This is a genomic window from Marinobacter sp. MBR-105 (genome assembly GCF_053628895.1).
In genome coordinates this window covers 110,480-132,259 of record NZ_JBRJHG010000010.1, presented here as the reverse complement: position 1 = coordinate 132,259, position 21,780 = coordinate 110,480, and the positions used below count along the sequence as shown (strand labels likewise).

The window sequence follows — 21,780 nt, the reverse complement described above, 5'->3', positions numbered from 1 at the left end:
TTAGCTCCTGATTGCCCAGAATTGCATCTCCAGCCCCGGGAAGCTGCCCGCCACGTGGAAGGCAAATCCACTGGCGTTGTCCAGCATCTGCCAGGCCTGGCTTTGATCGTCCAATCGGAAATACACAAAGCCGGCGTGGTAGGGCAACTGACGCGGGGCCACCGGAAGTGCCGACAGTGGGATGCCCGGCAGCTGGAGGCTGATGAGATCCCGAATCTTCTCCACAGAGGCCACCTTGCACTGTTGAACAAACTGTTTGCGCAGGTCGTCCAGTGGCATATCGGCTTTGACCGCCAGGATGAACTCGGCGTCGTTCATCAACTGGCCATCCTGAACCGGTGCCACGGTGAGTCCGTACTGGCGCTGCTGCAGGGCAATCGACAACGCCCGGGGTTCCAGGACCGTGCTCAAGGCCTGCCGCAGAATCTGCATCAGCGGGCTGAAACAGCCTTCCGGCAGATCGTGATCGTAAGGGGTGAATTCCCTCGGCAAACGGCTTTCATCGGTAAAGGTGACCAGCTCGCCACACAGCTCCAGAAGCGCTTCGTACAGACGCTCCGGGTGCAGCTGACGCAGCCGTGCCAGGTGCATGAAACGCGGGTGCGCCCGGTTCAGCATCTGCAGCAGCATGAAATCCGAAACATCGGCGACACCGCCCTGCCCGGGCGCGCCCACCCGTTCGGCAATGTTGCGGGCCCGTTCCTGCATCAAACCCGCCATTTCACCGACAAAGCGCTGAAGCCTTGGCGCCGAGCGCACGCTGAGCATGGTCGGCAGGAAGTTCGGGTCCATTACCAGGCTGCCATCGGGGCGCTTTTCCAGAATCCGGCCAATGGCCAGTGCTGCATAGGCACTGCGGTCTTCCCGCTCCAGCATCAGGCGCGGAGCCACCCGCCCCACATCGATAGTGTGAGCATCGCCGTCAATGGAATGCAGATCCCGCACTTCCACCGGCTGCGCCTGGAACCGGCCGGCCACGGGCGCTTCCGGCCATTCGACTTCGGCCAGGCTATCGCTGCCCAGAGGTAAAGCCAGATAGACCACCTGGTTGGCCACCGAGGCATCGGTGATCTCCAGCGGCTCCGGCATCACGTCGTCCTGGGGCAGGTTGAACCGGGTTCCGTCCGGAAACAGTCCGGAGGCCCGCACCAGTCCGACCCGGCCAAAACTCAGGTATTCGGCATTGAGCTCCAGATCACTGAACCCGAACAGGTAGTCCGAGACGGCCAGCGCCCGTTCATTAATCTGGTGTTCCAGATAGCGTTGCTGTTGCTGGAAGTGCTGGGGTTTGATGAACAACCCATCACTCCAGACCACTCGATTCGTGACTGCCATTAGCTTTCATCCGACCGTCTGAGTTGCACTTCACGTTCGCGCAGGTTCACCAGCAGGTGATACCGTCCGCCAATCGGGTCGACCTTCACCACTTTTTTCCACTGGGACAGGTTCGGGTAGGCGTAGAAGGCGATCACGGCGATGTAGCGGGTGTCGGTACTGACCTCAAAGGGCTCGACAAATTTGAACTGGCCGGGCACGAGGCTGTAATCGCTATGGTCTACGTAATTCTGGCCCAGAGAGTCCTCCAGGTCGTTCAACAGCTGGTCGAAATCGCCCGCCATTAGCAGCGAGCTGTCCCGCAGTTCAATCACCTGAAACGCAATGGGGGTGGGTGCCAGGGATTCATTCGGGTTCACGTTCGGTTCCGCCAGCATGGTGAGATCCACCCGGCTGGGCAGATCTTCCGGGTAGCCAACAGGAATATCTGGATCCCAGAGCACCTTGGCGGTCTTGGTCACCGCGTTGTAAGGGGTGCTACACCCCGCCAGAATCAAAGCAACAACCAGCAAGCTCCATTTGCAGTACTTCACAACAGTTTCTCCCTCTGTAATTGGCGCAAGTGTTGGTCATAAGCCTGGTCGAACACTTCCTGGAACAGGCGTTCGAAACCCTGCTGACGACTGGATTTCAGTTCACGGTAATAGTGTTTGTACATATCCCAGGCCCAGCGGCCCTCGTCTTCGTTGTCCTGCAAACCACGGCGATAGCCGTGAAACCGGCGCAACAAGGCTTCCGGTGAGAAGGCGTGCAGAATGGCTTCCAGCGCCTCGCGAATGGCTTCCCGGGTGGCCTGCTGGTGGTGATTCAGGCTTTCCAGACTCTCACGGACAGCGGCGGGGGCCGACAGATGCACCGGGCTGCGCTGGGCGGCAAACAGGGTCTGAATGGTGTCCGGATAGTCGTTGGCCAGCCGCAGCGGGTTGTCCTCGATGGGCTGCAAGCGGGTGCGCAGCGCCTGGTGACGGCTGTCTTCGCCCTGATGCAGCGCCAGCAATCCTTCCACCGTTGCCTTCAGGGTCTGGCCGGCTTCCTCCAGAAACAGCCGCATTTCGTCGCTGTCGGCAAAATCAATATCCGCATCCAGCCCCCGGAGCAGTGGTGCACCACTGATGTGCTGGCGGCTGACCTCCCGCATGTTTCGTGTCGTTTCGGGCATTCCCTGTCGTTCCTTATGCTCGCGTTGTGGGGTGACCGGCAGACCCATGGCCACATCCCGGTTCTCCCGGTACTCATCGCTAACCTCAGCCGAACGGGCAAACCAGGCTTGGTCGCTGGCCAGCAGCTCGGGAGCCTCCTCGTCCGGGCGCGCCGGTTTTTGCTGCCAGGGCGCCAGCGGATCACAGCTGACCGGATCGCCGGCTGCCGGCTGCAAACCCTCCAGAGGCTCGCGACCTTCAGGCCGGCTCTGTTCGTTGGCGGCATGCCGTAAACCATTCTCGGGCGCATCCACCAGACCATGATCTTCGCGTGCGTCGTGTTCGGTTTCACCGACAGCCGCCGGGACGCCGGAGAGTTCGGCCCGTATCTGGTAGCGGCCTATGGTCACGGTGTCGCCGTGGCTCAGTCGGGCACGACGGCCCCGCCCCACAGGCTGACTGCTGCTGTTGATGTAGGTCCGGCCACTGCGATCAATCAGGCAGAAGCCACCGTCCAGGTAACGCACCTCGGCATGGCCGGCGACAGCGCCGGTACGGTGAGGCGAAAGCTGCCAGCTATCGCTGGCCGCGGTGCCGATGGAACCGCCACGGGTTCCGAAGCTATGTTCAATGCTGGCGCCACCACCGGTTTCCGTCGGGTTGGTGATCACTAATGTCAGTTCTGCTGCTTGTTGTGCCACGTCTCCGGCTCCCTGCCCTAACGTCTGATCTGTATCCGCACCGCCGGACGCTCACGGGCCCGATCCGGTGTTACGAAGGAATTCCAGCCCAGGCGAACATCCTCGCCCAGTTGCATGGGGCGAATATCCTTGGGCCGCATTTGCAGCTCCAGGTCATAGGCCAGTTGCTCCCGGGTAGCGAACTCCACCAGTTTGACCAAGCGCTGGTGATCCCGGCCATTGGGCAGAAAATCCGCAAACCGCTGCCGGGTCAGATTGCGCAGCCGGAGAATGAACTTGCCGCTGCGATCCCGGATGCGCGAACCCACCAGCGTGTCTTCGCCCAGGGTGGCGTTGGCCCTGCCCAGCGAGGTTTGCTGATCCCGGGCGATGTCCACTTTGCGCAGTACCCACTGTTCGATGCTGACGTCGTCCAGGTCAAAGCAGTGGCCGGTGATACCGCTGACCACTTCCGGTGACCGGCTCCGGCCCGCCATCAAGCCGGCATAGGCCAGCATCTTGGACCAGTTCACCGGTGTCGCTTCCCGCAGCCGACTGTCGCCCAAACCGGTCAGGGCAAACACCAGTTCCGAAAAACCGTCGCTGGCCCCGGGCTGGAATCGGATGTAGTACCGGTATTTGCGCCAGGCCCGATGGAACAGGGTCACCAGCCGGTGATTAAAGAAATCGAGAAAATGCCGACGAACACCGAGATTCTGCCCCGCTTCCCAGGCTAGATCTTCCAGGTAATAACCGGGCAGTGGCGACTGGGAGCCGTGAAGCCCCAGAAAGCTGACTTCCATCTGATAGGGGGCGTGCTCATGCTCCGGCGACAGCGCCGACACCACATCGCTGCCAGGAAACCCCAGGCCGGCCGAGGCCGAGAACCGGATGCGTTCCTGGCGGGGCTCATCGTGACCGCCACGCTCCAGGTCGTCTCCATGGTGCCGGTGAATCAGATCCACCAGCTGAAAAAAACTGTATCGCCGCGCGTTGCCGAGAACGGGTTCCAGCCCGGCTACATCAGCGGCTGCTGACCTTGCTGTAACGTCCATGTGTACCGTTCCTGATTGTCTGTATTCACCACTTCCAGTTGGTGAAACGCATTGATACTCGCGTAAAGCGCAAAAAACTGACTCAACACCGTGCCGAACAGGTAGAGGTCACCTTCACTGGCAAACCCATGCTGATCCAGCTGCAGCTCTGAGCGGATACCGCGCACCGGCAGCCCGCGAATCATGCGGTCAACCGGCTTGGTGGTGATGCCCGTGATACCCGCCAGCCGCTTCTGGGACACCCGCTCAGCCTGTCGGTCGACGAGGGCCCGGAAGTCATACACTCGCAGCACGGTGCGCAGGGCATCCACATCCAGCATCGACAGGTAGTTCAATGACAGGTTGGAGATCAGCGTCCACAACAGGCTGCCATCCAGGGTCGGCCGCAGGGTCGCCGTCGGGCGCGTGATATTGCTGAATGCGGCAAAGGCCGGTGTGCTCTCGGTGGCCATGCACACTTCCCCGACGGCCAGTTGTTGTGGCAACTGGCGATTGGTGCAGGTGAGCGTGAGCGAGACCGCTTCCTGACGATTCAGACATTCGGTTTCATCACCGCGAACAAAGGAAATGTAGTGATCAAAACCATCACCACGCACGCTCTCCCGGGTACGTACCCGGTAGTACAGGGCGGTGCGGCCCCGATCCCGCTCCACTTCATGCTGGAAACTCTCGAACGCCGTGTAGATGCGCGGCTCGCCTCTACCGGAACGACCTTCCAGCCAGCCCTCAACCTGCTCGATACTGAACACCTCGTAGTGTTCCGGGCAGCGGCTGGAGGGTGAAATACGGTATTCAGTCTGGCGACCGTTCAGGTCTACCGGCTCGCCTTCGTGGCTAAAGAGATTAACCGCGGGGGTGCAGTACAACTGCATGGAGTCGCGGGTTACCCGGGTGTCCGGGGGCAGAATCCGGCTGAAGTGGAAACGCAGACTGATCTCATCAGCCTGCACCGCTGGCAACCGGGATTTCAGGCCGGTGATATCAACAAACCGGAAGGCCTCCGGGAAACTCAGGTACTCCTGGATAATCCGGTAGCCGGCATAAGCATTCTTGGGGTAAGGCAGGATCGCCTCATCTGCCGCAAAGCCAACCGGCTGCAACAGGGATGAAGGCAGGCTGACCACACGGTCGCCCACCACCAGTTCCATACGGCTGAGGTAATGGTTCAGCCACAGATACAGAGTCTCTGCCGTGTGGTTGTCGCCGCCCAGGTAAAAGCGCAGATTTTCCAGGCCAATGCCATTCAGTGGCTGGTCCGTATGCAGCGCCAGGTCTACGGTTACGGAGGAGACTTCCCGTGAGTGCTCGGCATTGGCCTCGGCCACACTGATCGGAAAAATATCCACCGACCGGCAGGTGCGGAACCGGCATTGGGTCTGGCGGCTGGCGTCGCCCAAGGGGCGGCTCTTGATCTCGGTATGACGATCAACAACCTGACGTTCACTGATGGCATGCAGCTGTGGATCAAAGCGCATGATGGTGCAGCTGGGCACTGGCCGCAGATAATTGGGCCAGAGCATGTTCAGCAGCGAATGAGTCAGCTCCGGAAACTCGTCTTCAACTTTTTCCCGCAGTTTGCCGGTCAGGAAGGCGAAGCCTTCCAGCAGCCGTTCTACGTCCGGGTCGGTGCTCTGTTCGGATAGAAAGCGGGTGAGCTGCGGGTGGGCTTCGGCAAATTCCCTGCCTTGCAACCGCAGAAAGCTCAACTCATCCCTGTAGAACCTGTTTAACTTCATGTTTACTGCACCTTGACTGCTCGGTCTGGCTCCGAGCCAGGATGTGGGTAGTCTTTCCAAAAGACGCTTCTAGCCCGTCCATGGGACGCTTGGGCTCCGCCATCCATGGCTCCGCACACTTTTGGAAAGACTACCCACACCCTGACTCTCATACCTGCCTTCAAAAACTTCGGCCGCATTCCACTCAGGTTTGCCGGAGGGGATGGGGATGCTTTTCTGGCGGGAAAAAAGATGTCTGAGCAAAGCGAGTTATTTTTTCCCAGAAGAAAAGTGTCCCCATCTCCTCCAGCCACCAAGTCTAAACAACCCGGTAGTACCGCTTATCATCCAAAACCAGGTCTATCGTCGTCCGATCATCGCTTCCTGCAACGTTCAGGTAGACCGTCACCTGGAACTTCAACTGCAACGGGTCCGGGCCCGGTGGCATAGCCACCACATCCACCCGCTTAACCCGCGGCTCAAACTTCTCAATGCACTGACGGATGGCCCCGCGGATCTGGATGCTCAGGTCATGAGTGCCCAGAGTGGCGTCGTTGAAATCCAGCAAGCCAAGATCCGGTGCGCTGCTGCTGTTGCCCGGGTGGGCGTTCAGCAGTCGCACCAGGTGGCGCTTGATGGACTCCACCACATGGGTGAACTCCCCCATGCTCTGGCCCGCAGGAGCGGCAGCCTGTTCAAGCCGTTCAAACAGGCTGCCGGTGTTGCGAACGCCGTCAGTGCCGGTGCCGCCGAACACGGATTAATCCTTGTCCAGTCGGCCAACCAGCGAGAGTTCGAAGTTGGCGCCCATGTATTTGAAGTGCGGACGCACTGCCAGGGAGACCTGGTACCAGCCCGGATCGCCTTCTACATCGGAGACTTCCACTTTCGCGGCACGCAAGGGACGGCGGCTGCGGACGTCCGCGGGCGGGTTTTCCTGGTCGGCCACGTACTGGCGAATCCAGGTGTTCAGTTCCCGCTCCAGATCCTGACGCTCTTTCCAGGAGCCGATCTGCTCTCGCTGCAGCACCTTGATGTAGTGGGCCAGGCGGTTCACGATCATCATGTACGGCAACTGGGTACCCAACTTGTAGTTGGTTTCCGCTTCCTTGCCTTCCTTGGTGTTCGGGAACTGCTTGGGCTTCTGCACTGAGTTGGCGGAGAAGAACGCGGCGTTATCGCTGCCCTTGCGCATGGTCAGGGCGATGAAACCTTCTTCCGCCAGCTCGTATTCGCGACGGTCGGTAATCAGTACCTCAGTCGGAATCTTGGCTTCCAGCTGACCGAAGGACTCGAAGGTGTGCACCGGCAGATCTTCCACCGCACCGCCACTCTGTGGACCAATGATGTTCGGGCACCAACGGTACTTGGCGAAGCTCTCGGTCAGGCGTGTGGCCAGCAGGTAGGAGGTATTGCCCCAAAGGTAATGCTCGTGGTCACCGGAGACATCTTCCTTATAGTTGAAGCTACGCACCGGGTTTTCAGTCGGATCGTAAGGCACCCGCAGCAGGAAGCGCGGTGCGGTCAGGCCCAGGTAACGGGCATCCTCAGATTCCCGCAGGGAACGCCACTTGGCGTATTTCGGCCCTTCGAAAACGGCGCTCAGCTCTTTGATAGCCGGCAGTTCCTGGTAGCTGTCGACGCCGAAGAACGACGGTGCAACGGAGGACAGGAAGGGTGCGTGGGACATGGCGCCAACCGACGACACGTACTGCAGCAGCTTCATGTCCGGCGTTGATGGGCTGAAGGCGTAGTTGCCGACAATCGCGCCCACCGGCTCACCACCGAACTGACCATACTCGGCCGCATAGATGTGCTTGTAGAAGCCGGTCTGGGTCACGTCCGGAGCAAATTCGAAATCTTCCAGCAGTTCGGTCTTGGTGGCATGGAGGATATCCACCTTTATGTTCTCGCGGAAATCGGTGCGATCCACCATCAATTTCAGGCCACGCCAAGACGATTCCAGTTCCTGCAGCTTGGGCGCGTGCAGAATCTCATCCATCTGGGCGCTGATTTTGCGATCCAGCTCGACCACCATCTGGTCGACCAGCGCCTTGTTGACCGGCTGGCCTTTTTCATCGCTCTTCAGCAGGTTGGCAATAAACGTGGCCACCCCTTTACGGGCAACATCGTAGCCTTCATCGGCCGGCGCCATACGGCTGTTGGCCATGACCTGGTCAAGCAGAGAGCCTTCTGCTACGGATTCGGAGGCAGCAGATTGCTGCACAGCAGTATCAGACATACCACATCCCTTCAGTACGTGATTGATAATCGGTGTAGGTTACCGGGTTCCGGTGTTGCGATTACTCGCCGCCGTCGGTGGCCAGCTCAAGTTCAGCCAACAGCTTTTCCCGGGCGTCGTCGTTGTCCAGCAGCTCCTGCAGCTTGGAACGGAACGAAGGCACGTTGCCCAGCGGGCCCTTGAGGGCAACCAGGGCTTCACGCAGCTCAATCAGCTTCTTGAGCTCAGGGACCTGGCGGGCAATGCTGTCCGGAGAAAAGTCTTCGAGCCCCTGGAATTCGAGATTCACGGGGAGGTCGTCGGCACCGTCTTCGAGCTTGTTGGAAACACTGGTGGAAAGCGTCAGACCCGCTTCCTTCATGACAGAACGGAAGTTGTTCTTGTCGACGGAAATGGCCTTACGGTCTTCAATGGGGGTTTCTTCAGCGTGACCCTTGAAATCACCAACCACGAACATCTTCAGTGGTAGTTCGGTTTCGGCCTGCTGATCGCCTGTGGCGGGGACATACTTGATATTGATGCGCTCTTTCGGCGCAACGGAACCGTCTTTGGCAGACATGGCGTGCTCCCTGTGCAAGTCATTTGCAATTGTATCGATCCTTGGTGTCTGCCCTCCTGGCAGACAACGCGTAAAACTGTACACAGGTCACCCAGGGTTCTCAAGCAAAAATTGGCCAGCGATAGCTCAAAATGTGTGCTTGGGCAAACTTTTGCCAGATTGCCAGGGCGACCGGAAAACCGCTATTTCGGTCAATGACGCCAACCAGCCCCGTCGCTATACTGCCGGCATACTTGAATGGAAAAAAACCACCAACACCACGGAGACACAACATGAGTGACCTGAAAGCGAAATTCGAAGAAGCGGTAAACTACATCCAGACCGCGGAAGGCGACTTCAAACCTTCCAACGAGTTGAAACTGGAATTCTATGCCCTTTACAAGCAGGCCACCGAAGGCGATGTCAGCGGCAAGCGTCCGGGCATGATGGATTTTGTTGGCCGGGCCAAGTACGACGCCTGGGAGAAACTCAAGGGCATGTCCAGCGATGACGCCATGCAGCAGTACATCGACAAACTTGAATCCCTGAAGTAACGCCCCTGCCCCGCCGTCAAACCGGCTGCGGGGCACCGCACCCGCCAGAATTTTGCGCCGTTCAAACGTTTGTCATATGATGCGCGCAACATAACAAAAACAAGCTTTTGAACGAGTAAACACCATGGACATTACTGAGGCCCTGGAGCAATCGCGCCCAGGCATGATTGGCCAGGTACAGGCCGCCATCCGCAAACGCGAACTGAATCAACGCGCCGAGCAAACCTATCTGCACTGGATCAGCCGATTTGTGCTGTTTCATGATCTGAAGGATCCGGACAATCTGGCCGAAGAGGATCAGAAGCTGTTCCTGACCTATCTGAGTGAAAAGATCCGGGTATCCCGGGCCCGACTGAATCAGGCCAGTCAGGCTCTGAGCTTTTTCTACGAAGATGTGCTCGGCAGGCCCGCTGCTGCTGCAGATTCAGCCGCTGCCTGAGCCCGGGCAGCAGGGCCGATGATTAACGGCCAGTGAGATTGGTATTCAGGGTATCGTAGGTGCGGTTCTCGGGTGGCCGGATCACGTAATTGTTGCCGTGGCTCTGGCCCGGTATCACTTTGGGATTACTGAAACGGATCACGACGGGAATCTCGGAACGGCCCAGATCGGTTCGCGGGTCTCTCGGCTGCAGGGCCAGCGGGTCCAGATAGAAATCATCATCCGTTGCCTGCTGCACCGGTACCCCGGCCGCCGGCGCTGCCAGCCCACCCTCAATCACAGTATTGGCCAGCTCCTCTTCCGCGACTGAGCGAAACGGAATCGTGTCGATTGTGGAACGCTCTTCGTACTCAAACGCGGCGTCATCTTCACTCTGGGCATAGGCAGGCAAGGCCATCAACAGCATCAACGGCAACGCCAGCAACGCTGCCCCGGCTCGTTTTCCCTCTGTCTGTTTCCTGGCATTCATGGCGTTCATCCCAACCCTAGCCGATCTTCCATTTTCCCTGACGGGTGACAATATTTGATCAGTCTATCGCCAAAAATGACCCTTTGCCCAGACAAAAGCCAGTTTTGTGACAGCACTCACTTGTCGTTCGAGGCCATTTGGTAGCGGATATCGGTAATCACCACCTGCTTCCAGCCCTCAGGGGTTCTCACCGATACCTCGTCATCCAGATGCTTTCCAATGAGCGCGCGGGCCAGCGGAGAATTGATACTGAGATAGCCTTTTTCGAGATCGAATTCATCGGCACCCACGATTCGATACTCCTGCTCACTGCCGTCCTCATCCTCGATGGTCACCCAGGCACCAAAGAATACCCGGCTCCGGTCTTCTGGCAGGCGATCCACCACCGAGACCTCATCCAGCCGCTTGCTGAGGAAGCGTACGCGACGGTCGATTTCCCGAAGCTGCTTTTTGCCATAGATGTACTCGGCGTTCTCGGACCGATCCCCCAGGGCGGCTGCTTCACGTACTGCCTGGGTAACCTCTGGTCGCTTCACTTTCCATAGGAATTGCAGCTCATCCCGGAGCGCCTGTTCACCTTCGGGGGTGATATAGCGCGGCCGGTTGTTGCCTGAAGGCGTCTGGTTGGCCATGGGTGTCCTGGTTCAAGAAACAATGCATTTCGGAAGGGCAAAAAAAACCCCGTGAATCACGGGGTATAAGGCTAGCGCTGTGCTGGAGGGGGAAGCAAGCAGATCATCCGCCCGCTTCCGCATCTACACCCTCTATTCTGCACATTGACCATTACCTGCCTGTGGCCATGCGATTACCTTTTGGCAAGGCATCCGTTTCGCAATCTAGGTTGAACACTCTAGCGCCAAGGATTAGCGTGGCCGACAATGACACCTAATCTTTTCTGCATGGAGATATGCTAATGGATACCAAGAAACTGATGAATCTGGCACTTGAAGGGGTGGATAGCCTGGGTTTCCGGCTGGACCAACTGGGCATCACCAGCCGCGTCAATCGCCACAATATTGCGGCGTTTCTGATGGCCGAACAGAAGCATCTGGAAGGCGAGTGGGACAGCATTCAGGCCAAGGTGGATCGCCGTCGCTCGCAGTTTGATCATATCAGCCAGCAGGTCGAGTCACGGGCCGACGCGGTACTTGGCCCTGTCCTGAGCCGTATCAACCGCTTTCGCGCCAGCCAGTAATCTCAGGCCGTGCCGGGTTCTGCGGAGGAGCGACCCTCCTCCGTTGAACCACCATTCTCAGACTGTGTGGCCTTGATCCGCTTTTTTACGGCGGTGTACGCTGGCATCCGGACCGTGACGGTCAAGCCCGGCATGTCTTCACCAGGATGGGTATCACTCAGCAGAATCTGGCCCTGATGAATCTCCGCCACCGCCGACACCAGGCTGAGCCCCAGACCATTGCCGGGTAACGAGCGGCTCTTGCCAACCCGGTAGAAGCGCTGGAAAACCTGGTCTTTCTCATCATCCGGAATACCGATACCGGAATCCTGAACCTCAAACACCGCTCCGCCGCCGTCCCGGCGAACGACCACCTTGATGGCACCATGCTCCGGCGTGTATTTGATGGCGTTGTCGATCAGGTTACTGATCATCTGGAACAAGAGATCCCGGTCTCCCTCAATCCGGACGTTTTGCTCAAGTTCCTGAGAGAAATTCTGATCCTTGTCCTCAGACAGGGCCTCGTAGAGTTCACAGGCATCGCTGACCAGTTCATCCAGCGCCACCACTTTCATGTCGGCCGAGTTGCCCCGGGTCTCCAGCCGGGCGATGCGCAGCAAGGCATTGAAGGTGGCCAGCAGCTGGTCAGCCTCCGCCACAGCCTGCCCGACATGCTCGCGCGCCTCGTCATTGTCGACCGTAATCAGCGTGTTTTCGAGCTGGTTACGCAGTCGCGTCAGTGGAGTGCGAAGATCATGGGCGATGCTGTCGGAAACATGGCGTATGCCTTCCATCAGATACACGATCCGGTCCAGCATCTGGTTCAGGTTTTCGGCCAGTTGATCAAAATCGTCGTCGGTCCCACGGGTCGGAATCCGGAGGGACAGGTGCCCATTCATGATCCGGCGGGAGGTGTTGTTGATCACTTCAATGCGGCGAGTGGTGCTTCGGCTCATCAGGAAGCCACCCAGGAGCGCCAGGGCAAGGGTAATTCCCATACCCCAGTTGATGGCAGTTTCAATCACCCGCTTGAGGTTGGTGAGGTCATCCACATCGCGCCCCACCAGCAAGCGCAAACCACCCTGGACCTCAAAGATCCTGGCCCGGGCCAGGCGCTCGGGGCCCTGCCAGCCAACGGAGGGGTTCAGGGTGAAATTGATCCAGCCACTGTCAGACGAGCGGCTGCCCTCTGGCCAGGTTTCAATATTCCCGGCCAGTTTCAGAAAGTCGTCTGTGGTCAACAGGTAAATGGACTTGGCATTCGGATCCCTGGCCACCCGTTCCCGGATGATGGTGATCAGACCATTTACACCACGACTGCGATACTGCTCCGCCAGGCCGGCGATTTCCGCTTCAATGGTCTCGTCGGTCTGGGCAGTCATGAACCCGGCTGTACGCCAGTAGATAAATGCCAACAGCAGAAACACCGAGGTGGCAAACACCACCATATACAGCAGGGCAAGCTGGAAAGACGATGTTCTGAGCTGACTAAGCAGTTTCACGTAACATGTATCCCGCCCCCCGCACTGTCTGCAGCAGGGGTGTATCGAATTCCTTGTCGATCTTGGCGCGCAGACGGCTGATATGCACGTCGATCACGTTGGTCTGGGGGTCGAAGTGATAGTCCCACACTTTCTCCAGCAGCATGGTACGGGTAACCACCTGCCCGGCATTACGCATCAGATACTCCAGCAGCCGGAACTCCCGGGGCTGGACATCAATATTCTGGCCAGCGCGTTTCACGGTGCGGGCCAGCAGGTCCATTTCCAGATCCGCCACTTTCAGAACTGTCTCGGTCTCGGCCGCCTGACGATTACGCCGGATCAGTGACTCGATACGCGCCAGCAGCTCGGTGAAGGAGAACGGCTTGGTCAGGTAGTCATCGCCACCGCCACGCAGCCCTTCGACACGGTCATCGACATCGCCCAGGGCACTGAGAATCAGCACCGGCGTCTGGTTGCCCGTGGCCCTTACCGTCTTGATAATGGAAAGGCCATCCATACCCGGCAACATCCGGTCGACAATCATGATGTCGTATTCTTCACTGGCCGCCATCATCATGCCTTCCTTGCCGTCGGCCGCATGATCCACCACGAAGTCGGATTCCCTCAGTCCCTTTAGCAGATAATTTGCTACATCCCGATCGTCTTCGATTACCAGCGCTTTCACCGGTGCTCCTCCTGATAGCGGAAAACATTAACAACAAGGGTACGAAGAACTCCGGGAACCGGCCAGTTACGATCTTGTAAGAGGGTGTCGCCTATGGCGACGGTCAGTTTGCCTCAGAAAACCAGCCCAGAGACGGCTCTGTCGCCCCGGTAGGCCTGTACTCTGCGCTCACCCAGCCGCCATAACCCAGTCTGTCTATCGCCGAGAAAACATTCGAAAAGTTAATCTCCCCGGTTCCCGGCTGATGCCGGCCCGGGTTGTCGGCGAACTGAATGTGGCCAATCCAGGGCAACAGGCATTCCATGCCACGAATCAGATCCCCTTCCATGATCTGCATGTGATAGAGATCGTACTGCAGGCGCACGTTGTCTGCCTCCAGCGCCTCAATCAGCGCCATCACCTTGCCACTGGTATCGAGCATGAAGCCCGGCATATCCACCCGCGAATTGATGGCTTCCAGGCACAGGGTCAAACCTGCTTCGGCGAAGCGGTCGGCTGCGTACTGCACATTCGCCACCAGGGTCTGCCAGGCCTCTTCCTCGGCAACGGATTCGGGCTTCAAACCTGCCAGACAGTTCAGTTGCTTGCAGTCCAGCATCCGGGCGTAGTGAATGCCCTGCTCGACACCGGCGCGAAACTCCTCAATGCGACACGGCAGACAGGCAATGCCACGCTCCCCCGCTGCCCAATCGCCGGGTGGCAGATTGAACAGCACTTGTTCCAGCCCGTTGCTCTGAAGCCGCTCCGCCAGCTGTTCCGCCGGCCACTCATAGGGAAACTGATACTCCACACCATGGAACCCGGCACTTCGGGCCCGGGCGAAACGTTCCAGAAACGGCACTTCGGTAAACAGCATGCTCAGGTTGGCAGCAAAACGGGGCATGGCAGATTTCTCCGGTTAATTCAGTGCTTGGGGCCTCGGCCCAGGGAACCCATCAGGGTACCGTTCAGATGCTCCAACTCCAGCAACAGGCCGCTGTGATCGACATCGCTGTGGCCATTGGCGACCAGGGCAAGGTATTCATTATGCACCTGCTGGGCCAGCGGCAGGGTCAGATTTTCCGAGCGGGCCTCATCCAGAATCATACGCATATCCTTGAGCTGGATGCGGGCCGGAGCGCCCGGCGCGAAGTCCCGGTCAATCATCCGCTGGCCATGCAGTTCCAGAATCCGGCTGCCGGCAAACCCGCCCATCAGCGCTTCCCGCACGGCGGCCGGATCCGCGCCACCTTTGGCTGCCAGCAACAGCGCCTCCGACACCGCACCAATGGTGATACCCACAATCGCCTGATTGGCCAGCTTCGCCAACTGACCGGCCCCCACCGGCCCGATGCGGGTGCATTTGCCCAGCGCGCTGAACACCGGCAAAGCCCGCTCAATATCGGCTTCAGAACCGCCCGCCATGATACTCAGCCGGGCCTCGGCCGCACCCACCGTGCCACCGGACACCGGTGCATCCACATAACCCACCCCCTGCTCTGCGGCCAGCTCGGCATGCTGTCGCGCCAGCGAAGGCTGCACCGAACTCATATCAATTACCAGCGCACCCACCTTCACCGCAGCCAGAGCGCCCTGATTTACCAGCACATCGTCCACCACCTGGCCATTTTCCAGCATGGTGATCACGATATCGGCCTCCGCCACCGCCTCGGCGGGCGTCCCGGCGATCGTCGCTTCGCTGGCAAAGGGCTCGCATTTGCTGGTGGTGCGATTCCAGAGCGTCATGGAAAAACCGGCGTCCAGCAGGTTACGGGTCATCGGCGTGCCCATCAGGCCGATGCCGAGAAAAGCGATACGAGGAGAATGTGTAGACATTTTGGGGAATCCCACTCAGAAGCCCGGCGAAGGGATTGGGGTAGCCTTTCCAAAAATTTGCGGAGCCATGGATGGCGGAGCAGAAGCGCCACATGGGCTCAGCCGAGCGATTATGAAGCAACGCTTCATGCGACAGCTGAGCGACCGCAATCTGTGATTGCGGGCCGGGCCCCGTAGGGGTGCCGCAGGAGCGTTTTTTGGAAAGGCTACCCCAATCCCTTCTTCCCAGCCACGTGAATTAAATGGTTTAGGCGGATTATACAAACAAAAACGCCACCAACCGCGAACGGTGGTGGCGTTTTCAGCTTCCGGGCTGCAATAAAGCCTCAGGCGACCTCGGCCATCTGCACCCGGATCTTCTTCATGGCGTTTTTCTCAAGCTGGCGGATCCGCTCAGCGGACACCCCGTACTTGTCGGCCAGCTCATGCAACGTCGACTTGCTCTCCGACAACCAGCGTTCACGCAGAATATCCTGACTGCGCTCGTCCAGCTGCTCCAGCGCCTGCATCAGCCGGCCGTTGGAGTCCTCAGACCAGTCAGCGTTTTCCAGCTGAACCGCCGGATCGCTACGGCGATCTTCCAGGTAATAAGCCGGCGCCTGGTAGGCGTTGTCTTCGTCATCATCCATCGGGCCGTCAAAGGCGGTGTCCTGGGAAGCCAGGCGACCTTCCATTTCCCGCACCACGTGCGGCTCGACACCCAGATCATTGGCGACCGCTTTCAGCTCATCGTGATTCAGCCATGCCAGCTTCTTCTTCTGGCTGCGCAGATTGAAGAACAGCTTGCGCTGGGCCTTGGTGGTGGCCACTTTCACAATGCGCCAGTTACGCAGAATGAATTCGTGAATCTCCGCCTTGATCCAATGCACGGCAAACGACACCAGACGCACACCATACTCAGGATTAAACCGCTTGACGGCCTTCATCAGGCCAACGTTGCCTTCCTGGATCAGGTCGGCCTGGGCCAGGCCGTAGCCGGCATAGCTGCGAGCAATGTGAATCACAAAGCGCAGGTGCGACAGTACCAACTGACGCGCGGCCTCAACATCGCCATGGTAGTGCAGCCGTTCTGCCAGTTCCCGCTCTTCATCAACGGAGAGAACTGGAATGCGACTCGCCGCCTGAATATACGACTCGAGATTCGCACCCGGAACCAGTCTGTCAACCAGCTGTAAACTCGTACCCATGCATTAACCTCCGAACCTGACAGCCTTTAAATATAGCAACTCAATATGAGACCGCCAAGAACTCAATTAGTTCCCGAACTCCCCAGTAAAACGTTAAAAATCATACATCTGGAAAGATCGCCTTTGCTTCTCTATAAACCAAACTACGTCAGAAAAGGCTCTTTTTTCAATACGGTTTTCCCGCGATCCGGATCAGCCTCCAGCAATATCGCCCGGCTCTATGTCATCCAGATGACGCCTCACCGCAACCCAGGCGCCCAGCCAGCCTAACAGCATCGCTACGATTATCAATGCCAGCGCGCCATCGAACCCCGGTCCCTGCAAGGTAAACTCACTGCGATACAGCCCGGCAAGACGCTCGATCGGGCCGCTTAACCACCAGAGTGACACCTGAATCAGTAACCACGCCACCAGGCCACCCCCGAGCCCGAACCAGGCGCCGGTGTAAAGAAACGGGCGACGAACGAAAGCATCGGTTCCGCCGACCAGTTTTGCCACGAGGATTTCATCCCGCCGGTTCTCGATGGCCAGACGCACCGTGTTACCAATCACCAGGATAACCGCGGCCCCCAGCAACAAAGCCAGCGCCCAGACGGCGCGGGCAAGGATCTCGGTCATTGCGTTCAGGCGTTGCAGCCAGCCCAGGTCGACCTGGACCTGATCGATACCGTTCATATTCTCGACAAACGTCACCAGTGCCTGAACACCCTCTGCCGAGCGAGCGCTGTCTTCGGGTGTAATCAACAGCGTATGCGGCAAAGGATTCTCTTCCAGAAAATCCAGCGCCTCGTCCAGCCCGGAACTGGCTCGAAAGTCGGCCAGGGCCTGGTCACGCTCGACCAGCTGAACCGATACCACTCGCCCATCGCTTTCAATGTCCGCGGCCATACCCCGGGCTTCCTCCGCCGGCAGATCCATCGCCAGATAGGCGGTAATCCGGGCCGTGCTCTCCCAGCCTGCACTCACACCCTGCAGGCTGGTCAACAGCAACAGCAGGGCAACCGGCAAGGCCAGAGCTACCCCCATCACTGTCCAGGTCATGGCGCTGGCTACCGGGGTTTTCCACATTCTCTGGATAGAATCCCGGGCTACTTTCCGGTGGTGGCCCAGATAACTCCGGGCCTGATCACTCAACAGTGATCGCGAACGGTCAGCTCCCCGGCGATTATCCGGCTTCTGGCGAGAGTCAGTGGCCACTCACACCTCCGCCAGCAACCAGCTGGCCCTGATTCAGAGTCAGCGTACGTCGATTCATTTCATTAATCAGAGCAATATCGTGGGTTGCCACAAGTACCGTTACCCCAACCTGACTGAACTGGGTAAACAATCGCATGATGTCTGCAGACAATTCGGGATCCAGGTTACCGGTCGGCTCATCCGCCAGCAGTACGGGTGGTTTGTTTACCACCGCACGGGCAATACCGACCCGCTGCTGCTCACCCCCGGACAACTGCATGGGGTTCATCTTTTCCTTTTTCAGCAAACCAACCTTGTCCAGTGCCGCCCGCACGCGCCGGCCGGTATCTTCCGGCGAGGCCCCCATCACCTCCAATGGCATGGCCACGTTGTCGAACACCGTGCGGTCGAACAACAGCTGGTGATTCTGGAACACCACACCGATATGACGCCGGATGTAAGGAATCTGGCGGCGGGGCAGGCTATTCAGTTTCTGGCCGCCCACGATCACCTCACCCGCTGTCGGGCGCTCCATCACCATGATCAGTTTCAGAAGGGTACTCTTGCCCGCGCCGGAATGACCGGTCAGAAACGCCAGCTCACCACGATCCAGGTGAAAGTTCACAGCCCTGAGTGCGGTGTGATCACTGTCGTAGCGTTTGGTTACCTGGCGGAACTCGATCATCGGGGCAGCTACTCCGTATTTACGGCGTCAGTCTTCGAACAACGCATCCACAAAAGTTTCGGCATCGAAGCTGCGCAGGTCTTCGGCCTGTTCTCCCACCCCGATATAGCGGATTGGCAACTGCAGCTGACGGGCGATCGCAAACACAATACCGCCTTTGGCCGTGCCGTCCAGTTTCGTGAGCGTAATGCCGGAGACACCCACTGCCTGCTGGAATACCTGGGCCTGGCTCAGGGCATTCTGACCGGTGCCGGCATCCAGCACCAACATCACCTCATGAGGCGCAGATTCATCCAGCTTCTTCATCACCCGAACGACCTTGGACAACTCGTTCATCAGGTTGTCCTTGTTCTGCAGGCGACCGGCGGTGTCTGCAATCACCACATCCACACCCCGGGATTGAGCAGACTGGATGGCGTCGAAAATTACCGATGCACTGTCTGCGCCGGTATGCTGGGCCACCACCGGAACGTTGTTGCGCTCGCCCCAGACCTGCAATTGCTCAACCGCCGCCGCCCGGAAGGTGTCACCAGCGGCCAGCATGACCGACTTACCCTCGCTCTGGAATTTCTTGGTGAGCTTGCCGATGGTAGTGGTTTTGCCGACACCGTTCACGCCAACCATCAGGATAACGTATGGCTGTTTACCAGCATCGATCTCCAGCGGCCGGGTCACGTCCTTGAGAAGGCCATGCAACTCATCCCGTAGCGCCTTGCGCAGGGCTTCGCCATCTTTCAGCTGATTGCGTTCGAGTTTCTCGGTCAGGGCGTCGATGATCTCAGAGGTGGCGGTCACACCCACATCGGCCATCAGCAACGTGGTTTCGATTTCTTCCAGCAGATCTTCGTCAATCTTCTTGCCCACCGAGAACAGGTCGGCCAGACCACCGGTCAGGCTGGCCCGGGTTTTCCCCAGACCCTGCTTGATGCGTTCGAAGACACTGACTCGGGTTTCCGGTTCGCGCTCAACCTCAGGCTCCGCCGCCGGAACGGGTTCCGGCGCGGGAGCCGGCTCAACAGCCGGTTGAGCCGCTTCCGGCTCAGCGGCTTCTACCGCGGGTTCAGGCGGCACTTCAGTTTCGGCCTCCGGTTCCGCTGGCACAGGAGCCGGCCCCCTGGCCACCTCCGGCTTACGCTGAGGTACCGGCTTGGGCCGGGGCGCACGCTTGCGATTGCCGGCGATATCCAGCACAAAAAACAGAACAAGAAGGGCCAACAGGCCGACTGAAATCCACTCTGCCGTCATAATCTATCCATCTGTCTGAAAAAAGGGCGGGCACAGGCCGCAGGTTCGCGAAGAGGACACAAGAACCTCAGCTCGCCAAAATAAGTGGAGCATTCTAACAGACTGGCCGGCACAAGTGATGGGGCAGGATTAACCGGTCTCGTGGATTCCGGTACCATAGCCGCAAACATCAGCCATCCATGATTTCCCCGGAGCCTCGCCCCTATGGCACGACGTCCCCCAGCCCGCAAAAAACCCGTCGTCTCACCAGTCAAAGGCTCCGGAACCGGCGAACTGAGAATCATTGGCGGCGACTGGCGCAGCCGGAAACTGCGCTTTCCGGACGCCGGCGGCGTGCGGCCCAGCCCGGCCCGCACCCGGGAAACCCTGTTCAACTGGCTGAACTTCCACCTGGCAGGCAGCCGGTGCCTGGATCTGTTCGCCGGTTCCGGGGCTCTGGGACTGGAAGCACTGTCCCGTGGAGCAGCGCAGGCAACGCTGGTGGACCACACCCCCGCCCTGGCCAAAGCGCTCCGGGACAACCTCCGGCTGCTGGGAACCAACAAAGGGGATGTCGCCTGCCAGGATGTGGAACAGTTTCTGGCAAAGGGTGACGGCCGGGGCTACGACATCGTGTTTATGGACCCGCCATTCCGGCAAGGCTGGCTTGAACGGTTGATACCGCTGCTGGACACCCAGCAATGGGTGAAGCCGGGTGGCTGGATCTATGTCGAACACGAGAGTGAAAGAGCCTTGCCGGCGGTACCGGCCAGCTGGCACCTGCACCGACAGAAATCAGCAGGCCAGGTCAGCTACTGTCTTTTCCGGGTTGAACGCGGTGAGGAACCGGAAGCCCAGTAACGGGGGGCTTCCGGCGTATCCTACAGGCAGGCCTGTCTCAGGAAGCGGGGCGCAAGGAATACGCTCGCAGGTGCGCGGCAAACTCTTCCAGGTAACGAACACCACTGGCTTCGGCGTCACGACACCACTCCATCAACGCCTGCAGCTTGTCCTGGGGCTTAAGCCCGCGCTGGCGCCAGAGTGCCTGGAGTTCATGACTCTTCTCGTAGATCAGCCTGAGCACTTCGTTGCGCTCCAGCACCGTGTCGAGATGTTCTTTTTCCCGAGGCTTGATCAGGCTGATTTCGCGAGACAGCAATTGCTTGAGCTTGCGATAACGGGGACGAATTTCGTCGTCCATCAACGCTTTCTGCTGTCGCAGCACCGGCTCCATTACTCGCTTGCGATACTGGCGCATGATCACAAAGCGGTTATTGGCGATAGCCTGAACGGTTTCCACGTCCACCGCCTGCTTGCCCGGAACATAATGAGCAATAGGCCGGTAGCCTTTCGGCGTCGCCAGACCAAACAGCTGGAACAGACGAATGTAACCCCAACCGATGTCCACTTCGTACCAGCGACGAGACAGCTTGGCCGAATTCGGATAGGTGTGGTGATTGTTGTGCAGCTCTTCACCACCAATCAGGATACCCAGCGGCGAGATGTTGCGGGCGTTATCGGCGCATTCGAAATTCCGATAGCCCAGATAATGGCCGATACCATTGACCACGCCGGCAGCCCATACCGGAATCCACATCATCTGGACCGCCCAGATCCAGATACCGTGCACCCCGAACAGCGCCAGGTTGATCACCGCCATCAAGGCAATACCCAGGGTCTTGTACCGGCTGTAGAGGTTGCGCTCGACCCAGTCTTCCGGGGTGCGCTGGCCATAGCGCTCAAGGGTTTCAGGGGTGGCAGAAGCTGCGTATAACTCGGCGCCCTCAAACAGCACCTTGCGAATACCCAGCACCACCGGGCTGTGAGGATCTTCCTCGGTTTCGCACTTGGCATGGTGTTTACGGTGGATGGCCGTCCACTCTTTGGTGTTCTGGGCCGTGGTCAGCCAGAGCCAGAAGCGGAAAAAGTGCTTGAGGACGGGATGCAGATCCAGCGCGTTATGGGCCGAATGACGATGCAGATAAAGGGTAACGCTGACGATGGTGATGTGTGTCATCACCAGAGTGACCGCGATCAGCTGCCACACAGAAAGGTCCAGAAGACCGTTAAACCACATAGATAATCCTCGAAACTCGATTAACTTCGAAAGGCGATACTGCTGAGGGATGTCGCTGGCACTCGAAGGGGGTGATCGTTAGGCCCACTCTAGCGTACAGGTGTAAG

23 protein-coding genes are annotated in these 21,780 nt (G+C 58.7%); 4 read left to right on the top strand and 19 right to left on the bottom strand.

Annotation, left to right across the window (positions count from 1 at the left end; translation table 11 throughout):
- The 8 genes from tssK to tssB form a co-directional block, all read right to left on the bottom strand.
- A complete protein-coding gene (tssK, locus tag ACSSVV_RS13155; protein ID WP_014422964.1) occupies positions 1-1,335 on the bottom strand; it encodes a type VI secretion system baseplate subunit TssK in 1,335 nt (444 codons plus the stop codon).
- Entirely contained in the window at positions 1,335-1,868 is a 534-nt protein-coding gene (gene tssJ / locus ACSSVV_RS13150) for a type VI secretion system lipoprotein TssJ (protein ID WP_011787131.1), read from the bottom strand. Before tssJ ends, tssK begins: the two co-directional genes overlap by 1 nt.
- Positions 1,865-3,175 (bottom strand): type VI secretion system-associated FHA domain protein TagH, encoded by a 1,311-nt coding sequence (gene tagH / locus ACSSVV_RS13145; RefSeq protein WP_454106364.1) that lies wholly within the window; start codon positions 3,173-3,175, stop codon positions 1,865-1,867. The genes tssJ and tagH overlap by 4 nt, the downstream gene beginning before the upstream one ends.
- 17 nt (positions 3,176-3,192) lie before the next feature.
- On the bottom strand, positions 3,193-4,209 hold the full coding sequence (gene tssG / locus ACSSVV_RS13140; protein ID WP_454106363.1) for a type VI secretion system baseplate subunit TssG: 1,017 nt from the start codon (positions 4,207-4,209) through the stop codon (positions 3,193-3,195).
- Positions 4,173-5,945 (bottom strand): type VI secretion system baseplate subunit TssF, encoded by a 1,773-nt coding sequence (gene tssF, locus ACSSVV_RS13135; RefSeq protein WP_023008686.1) that lies wholly within the window; start codon positions 5,943-5,945, stop codon positions 4,173-4,175. Before tssF ends, tssG begins: the two co-directional genes overlap by 37 nt.
- A gap of 298 nt (positions 5,946-6,243) precedes the next feature.
- On the bottom strand, positions 6,244-6,681 hold the full coding sequence (gene tssE / locus ACSSVV_RS13130; protein WP_011787135.1) for a type VI secretion system baseplate subunit TssE: 438 nt from the start codon (positions 6,679-6,681) through the stop codon (positions 6,244-6,246).
- 3 nt (positions 6,682-6,684) lie between these two features.
- Positions 6,685-8,166, bottom strand: a complete 1,482-nt coding sequence (tssC, locus tag ACSSVV_RS13125) for a type VI secretion system contractile sheath large subunit (protein WP_011787136.1) — start codon at positions 8,164-8,166, stop codon at positions 6,685-6,687.
- A 61-nt stretch (positions 8,167-8,227) separates the two neighbouring features.
- Positions 8,228-8,725 (bottom strand): type VI secretion system contractile sheath small subunit, encoded by a 498-nt coding sequence (gene tssB, locus ACSSVV_RS13120; RefSeq protein WP_011787137.1) that lies wholly within the window; start codon positions 8,723-8,725, stop codon positions 8,228-8,230.
- A gap of 272 nt (positions 8,726-8,997) precedes the next feature.
- Here tssB and ACSSVV_RS13115 point away from each other — a divergent pair, with 272 nt between their 5' ends.
- A complete protein-coding gene (locus ACSSVV_RS13115; protein ID WP_011787138.1) occupies positions 8,998-9,258 on the top strand; it encodes an acyl-CoA-binding protein in 261 nt (86 codons plus the stop codon).
- 124 nt (positions 9,259-9,382) lie between these two features.
- Positions 9,383-9,697 carry a site-specific integrase gene (locus tag ACSSVV_RS13110; protein WP_011787139.1) on the top strand — a complete coding sequence of 105 codons (315 nt, stop codon included), beginning with the start codon at positions 9,383-9,385 and terminating at the stop codon, positions 9,695-9,697.
- Positions 9,698-9,719: 22 nt separating this feature from the next.
- Here the strand turns inward: ACSSVV_RS13110 and ACSSVV_RS13105 are convergent, their stop codons facing one another.
- Together ACSSVV_RS13105 and greB are read right to left on the bottom strand one after the other, a co-directional pair.
- Positions 9,720-10,166 carry a hypothetical protein gene (locus ACSSVV_RS13105; RefSeq protein ID WP_454106362.1) on the bottom strand — a complete coding sequence of 149 codons (447 nt, stop codon included), beginning with the start codon at positions 10,164-10,166 and terminating at the stop codon, positions 9,720-9,722.
- A gap of 116 nt (positions 10,167-10,282) precedes the next feature.
- Positions 10,283-10,798, bottom strand: coding sequence for a transcription elongation factor GreB (gene greB / locus ACSSVV_RS13100; protein ID WP_014422972.1), 516 nt, complete (start codon positions 10,796-10,798; stop codon positions 10,283-10,285).
- A 281-nt stretch (positions 10,799-11,079) separates the two neighbouring features.
- Between greB and ACSSVV_RS13095 the strand changes: the two genes are divergently transcribed.
- Positions 11,080-11,361 (top strand): hypothetical protein, encoded by a 282-nt coding sequence (locus ACSSVV_RS13095; protein ID WP_011787142.1) that lies wholly within the window; start codon positions 11,080-11,082, stop codon positions 11,359-11,361.
- A 2-nt stretch (positions 11,362-11,363) separates the two neighbouring features.
- Here the strand turns inward: ACSSVV_RS13095 and ACSSVV_RS13090 are convergent, their stop codons facing one another.
- The 8 genes from ACSSVV_RS13090 to ftsY form a co-directional block, all read right to left on the bottom strand.
- Positions 11,364-12,842, bottom strand: coding sequence for a HAMP domain-containing sensor histidine kinase (locus ACSSVV_RS13090; protein ID WP_222534080.1), 1,479 nt, complete (start codon positions 12,840-12,842; stop codon positions 11,364-11,366).
- Positions 12,829-13,509, bottom strand: a complete 681-nt coding sequence (locus ACSSVV_RS13085) for a winged helix-turn-helix domain-containing protein (RefSeq protein WP_011787144.1) — start codon at positions 13,507-13,509, stop codon at positions 12,829-12,831. Before ACSSVV_RS13085 ends, ACSSVV_RS13090 begins: the two co-directional genes overlap by 14 nt.
- A gap of 103 nt (positions 13,510-13,612) precedes the next feature.
- Positions 13,613-14,392, bottom strand: coding sequence for a hydroxypyruvate isomerase (hyi, locus tag ACSSVV_RS13080; protein ID WP_454106361.1), 780 nt, complete (start codon positions 14,390-14,392; stop codon positions 13,613-13,615).
- Between the two features lie 20 nt (positions 14,393-14,412).
- On the bottom strand, positions 14,413-15,324 hold the full coding sequence (locus ACSSVV_RS13075) for an NAD(P)-dependent oxidoreductase (protein ID WP_036148750.1): 912 nt from the start codon (positions 15,322-15,324) through the stop codon (positions 14,413-14,415).
- Between the two features lie 326 nt (positions 15,325-15,650).
- Positions 15,651-16,511: an RNA polymerase sigma factor RpoH gene (gene rpoH / locus ACSSVV_RS13070; protein WP_011787147.1), complete on the bottom strand. Its 861-nt coding sequence runs from the start codon at positions 16,509-16,511 to the stop codon at positions 15,651-15,653.
- Between the two features lie 192 nt (positions 16,512-16,703).
- The gene (gene ftsX / locus ACSSVV_RS13065; protein WP_454106360.1) at positions 16,704-17,708 is read right to left on the bottom strand and encodes a permease-like cell division protein FtsX; all 1,005 of its coding nucleotides are present in this window, start codon (positions 17,706-17,708) and stop codon (positions 16,704-16,706) included.
- Positions 17,698-18,372, bottom strand: coding sequence for a cell division ATP-binding protein FtsE (gene ftsE / locus ACSSVV_RS13060; RefSeq protein WP_014422980.1), 675 nt, complete (start codon positions 18,370-18,372; stop codon positions 17,698-17,700). Before ftsE ends, ftsX begins: the two co-directional genes overlap by 11 nt.
- Before the next feature lie 27 nt (positions 18,373-18,399).
- On the bottom strand, positions 18,400-19,617 hold the full coding sequence (gene ftsY, locus ACSSVV_RS13055) for a signal recognition particle-docking protein FtsY (protein WP_153741727.1): 1,218 nt from the start codon (positions 19,615-19,617) through the stop codon (positions 18,400-18,402).
- Between the two features lie 204 nt (positions 19,618-19,821).
- On the opposite strand from ftsY, the gene rsmD reads away from it, so the two are divergent.
- A complete protein-coding gene (gene rsmD, locus ACSSVV_RS13050) occupies positions 19,822-20,457 on the top strand; it encodes a 16S rRNA (guanine(966)-N(2))-methyltransferase RsmD (protein ID WP_011787151.1) in 636 nt (211 codons plus the stop codon).
- Between the two features lie 37 nt (positions 20,458-20,494).
- Here rsmD and ACSSVV_RS13045 read toward each other — a convergent pair whose 3' ends face one another.
- The gene (locus ACSSVV_RS13045; RefSeq protein WP_011787152.1) at positions 20,495-21,673 is read right to left on the bottom strand and encodes a DesA family fatty acid desaturase; all 1,179 of its coding nucleotides are present in this window, start codon (positions 21,671-21,673) and stop codon (positions 20,495-20,497) included.
- Between the last annotated feature and the right edge of the window lie 107 nt (positions 21,674-21,780).

Coding starts and splice junctions, on each gene's coding strand:
- tssK (WP_014422964.1), bottom strand. CDS start 1,335: ATGGCAGTCACGAATCGAGTGGTCTGGAGTGATGGGTTGTTCATCAAA.
- tssG (WP_454106363.1), bottom strand. CDS start 4,209: ATGGACGTTACAGCAAGGTCAGCAGCCGCTGATGTAGCCGGGCTGGAA.
- tssF (WP_023008686.1), bottom strand. CDS start 5,945: ATGAAGTTAAACAGGTTCTACAGGGATGAGTTGAGCTTTCTGCGGTTG.
- tssC (WP_011787136.1), bottom strand. CDS start 8,166: ATGTCTGATACTGCTGTGCAGCAATCTGCTGCCTCCGAATCCGTAGCA.
- tssB (WP_011787137.1), bottom strand. CDS start 8,725: ATGTCTGCCAAAGACGGTTCCGTTGCGCCGAAAGAGCGCATCAATATC.
- ACSSVV_RS13115 (WP_011787138.1), top strand. CDS start 8,998: ATGAGTGACCTGAAAGCGAAATTCGAAGAAGCGGTAAACTACATCCAG.
- ACSSVV_RS13110 (WP_011787139.1), top strand. CDS start 9,383: ATGGACATTACTGAGGCCCTGGAGCAATCGCGCCCAGGCATGATTGGC.
- ACSSVV_RS13105 (WP_454106362.1), bottom strand. CDS start 10,166: ATGAATGCCAGGAAACAGACAGAGGGAAAACGAGCCGGGGCAGCGTTG.
- greB (WP_014422972.1), bottom strand. CDS start 10,798: ATGGCCAACCAGACGCCTTCAGGCAACAACCGGCCGCGCTATATCACC.
- ACSSVV_RS13095 (WP_011787142.1), top strand. CDS start 11,080: ATGGATACCAAGAAACTGATGAATCTGGCACTTGAAGGGGTGGATAGC.
- hyi (WP_454106361.1), bottom strand. CDS start 14,392: ATGCCCCGTTTTGCTGCCAACCTGAGCATGCTGTTTACCGAAGTGCCG.
- ACSSVV_RS13075 (WP_036148750.1), bottom strand. CDS start 15,324: ATGTCTACACATTCTCCTCGTATCGCTTTTCTCGGCATCGGCCTGATG.
- rpoH (WP_011787147.1), bottom strand. CDS start 16,511: ATGGGTACGAGTTTACAGCTGGTTGACAGACTGGTTCCGGGTGCGAAT.
- ftsE (WP_014422980.1), bottom strand. CDS start 18,372: ATGATCGAGTTCCGCCAGGTAACCAAACGCTACGACAGTGATCACACC.
- ftsY (WP_153741727.1), bottom strand. CDS start 19,617: ATGACGGCAGAGTGGATTTCAGTCGGCCTGTTGGCCCTTCTTGTTCTG.
- rsmD (WP_011787151.1), top strand. CDS start 19,822: ATGGCACGACGTCCCCCAGCCCGCAAAAAACCCGTCGTCTCACCAGTC.
- ACSSVV_RS13045 (WP_011787152.1), bottom strand. CDS start 21,673: ATGTGGTTTAACGGTCTTCTGGACCTTTCTGTGTGGCAGCTGATCGCG.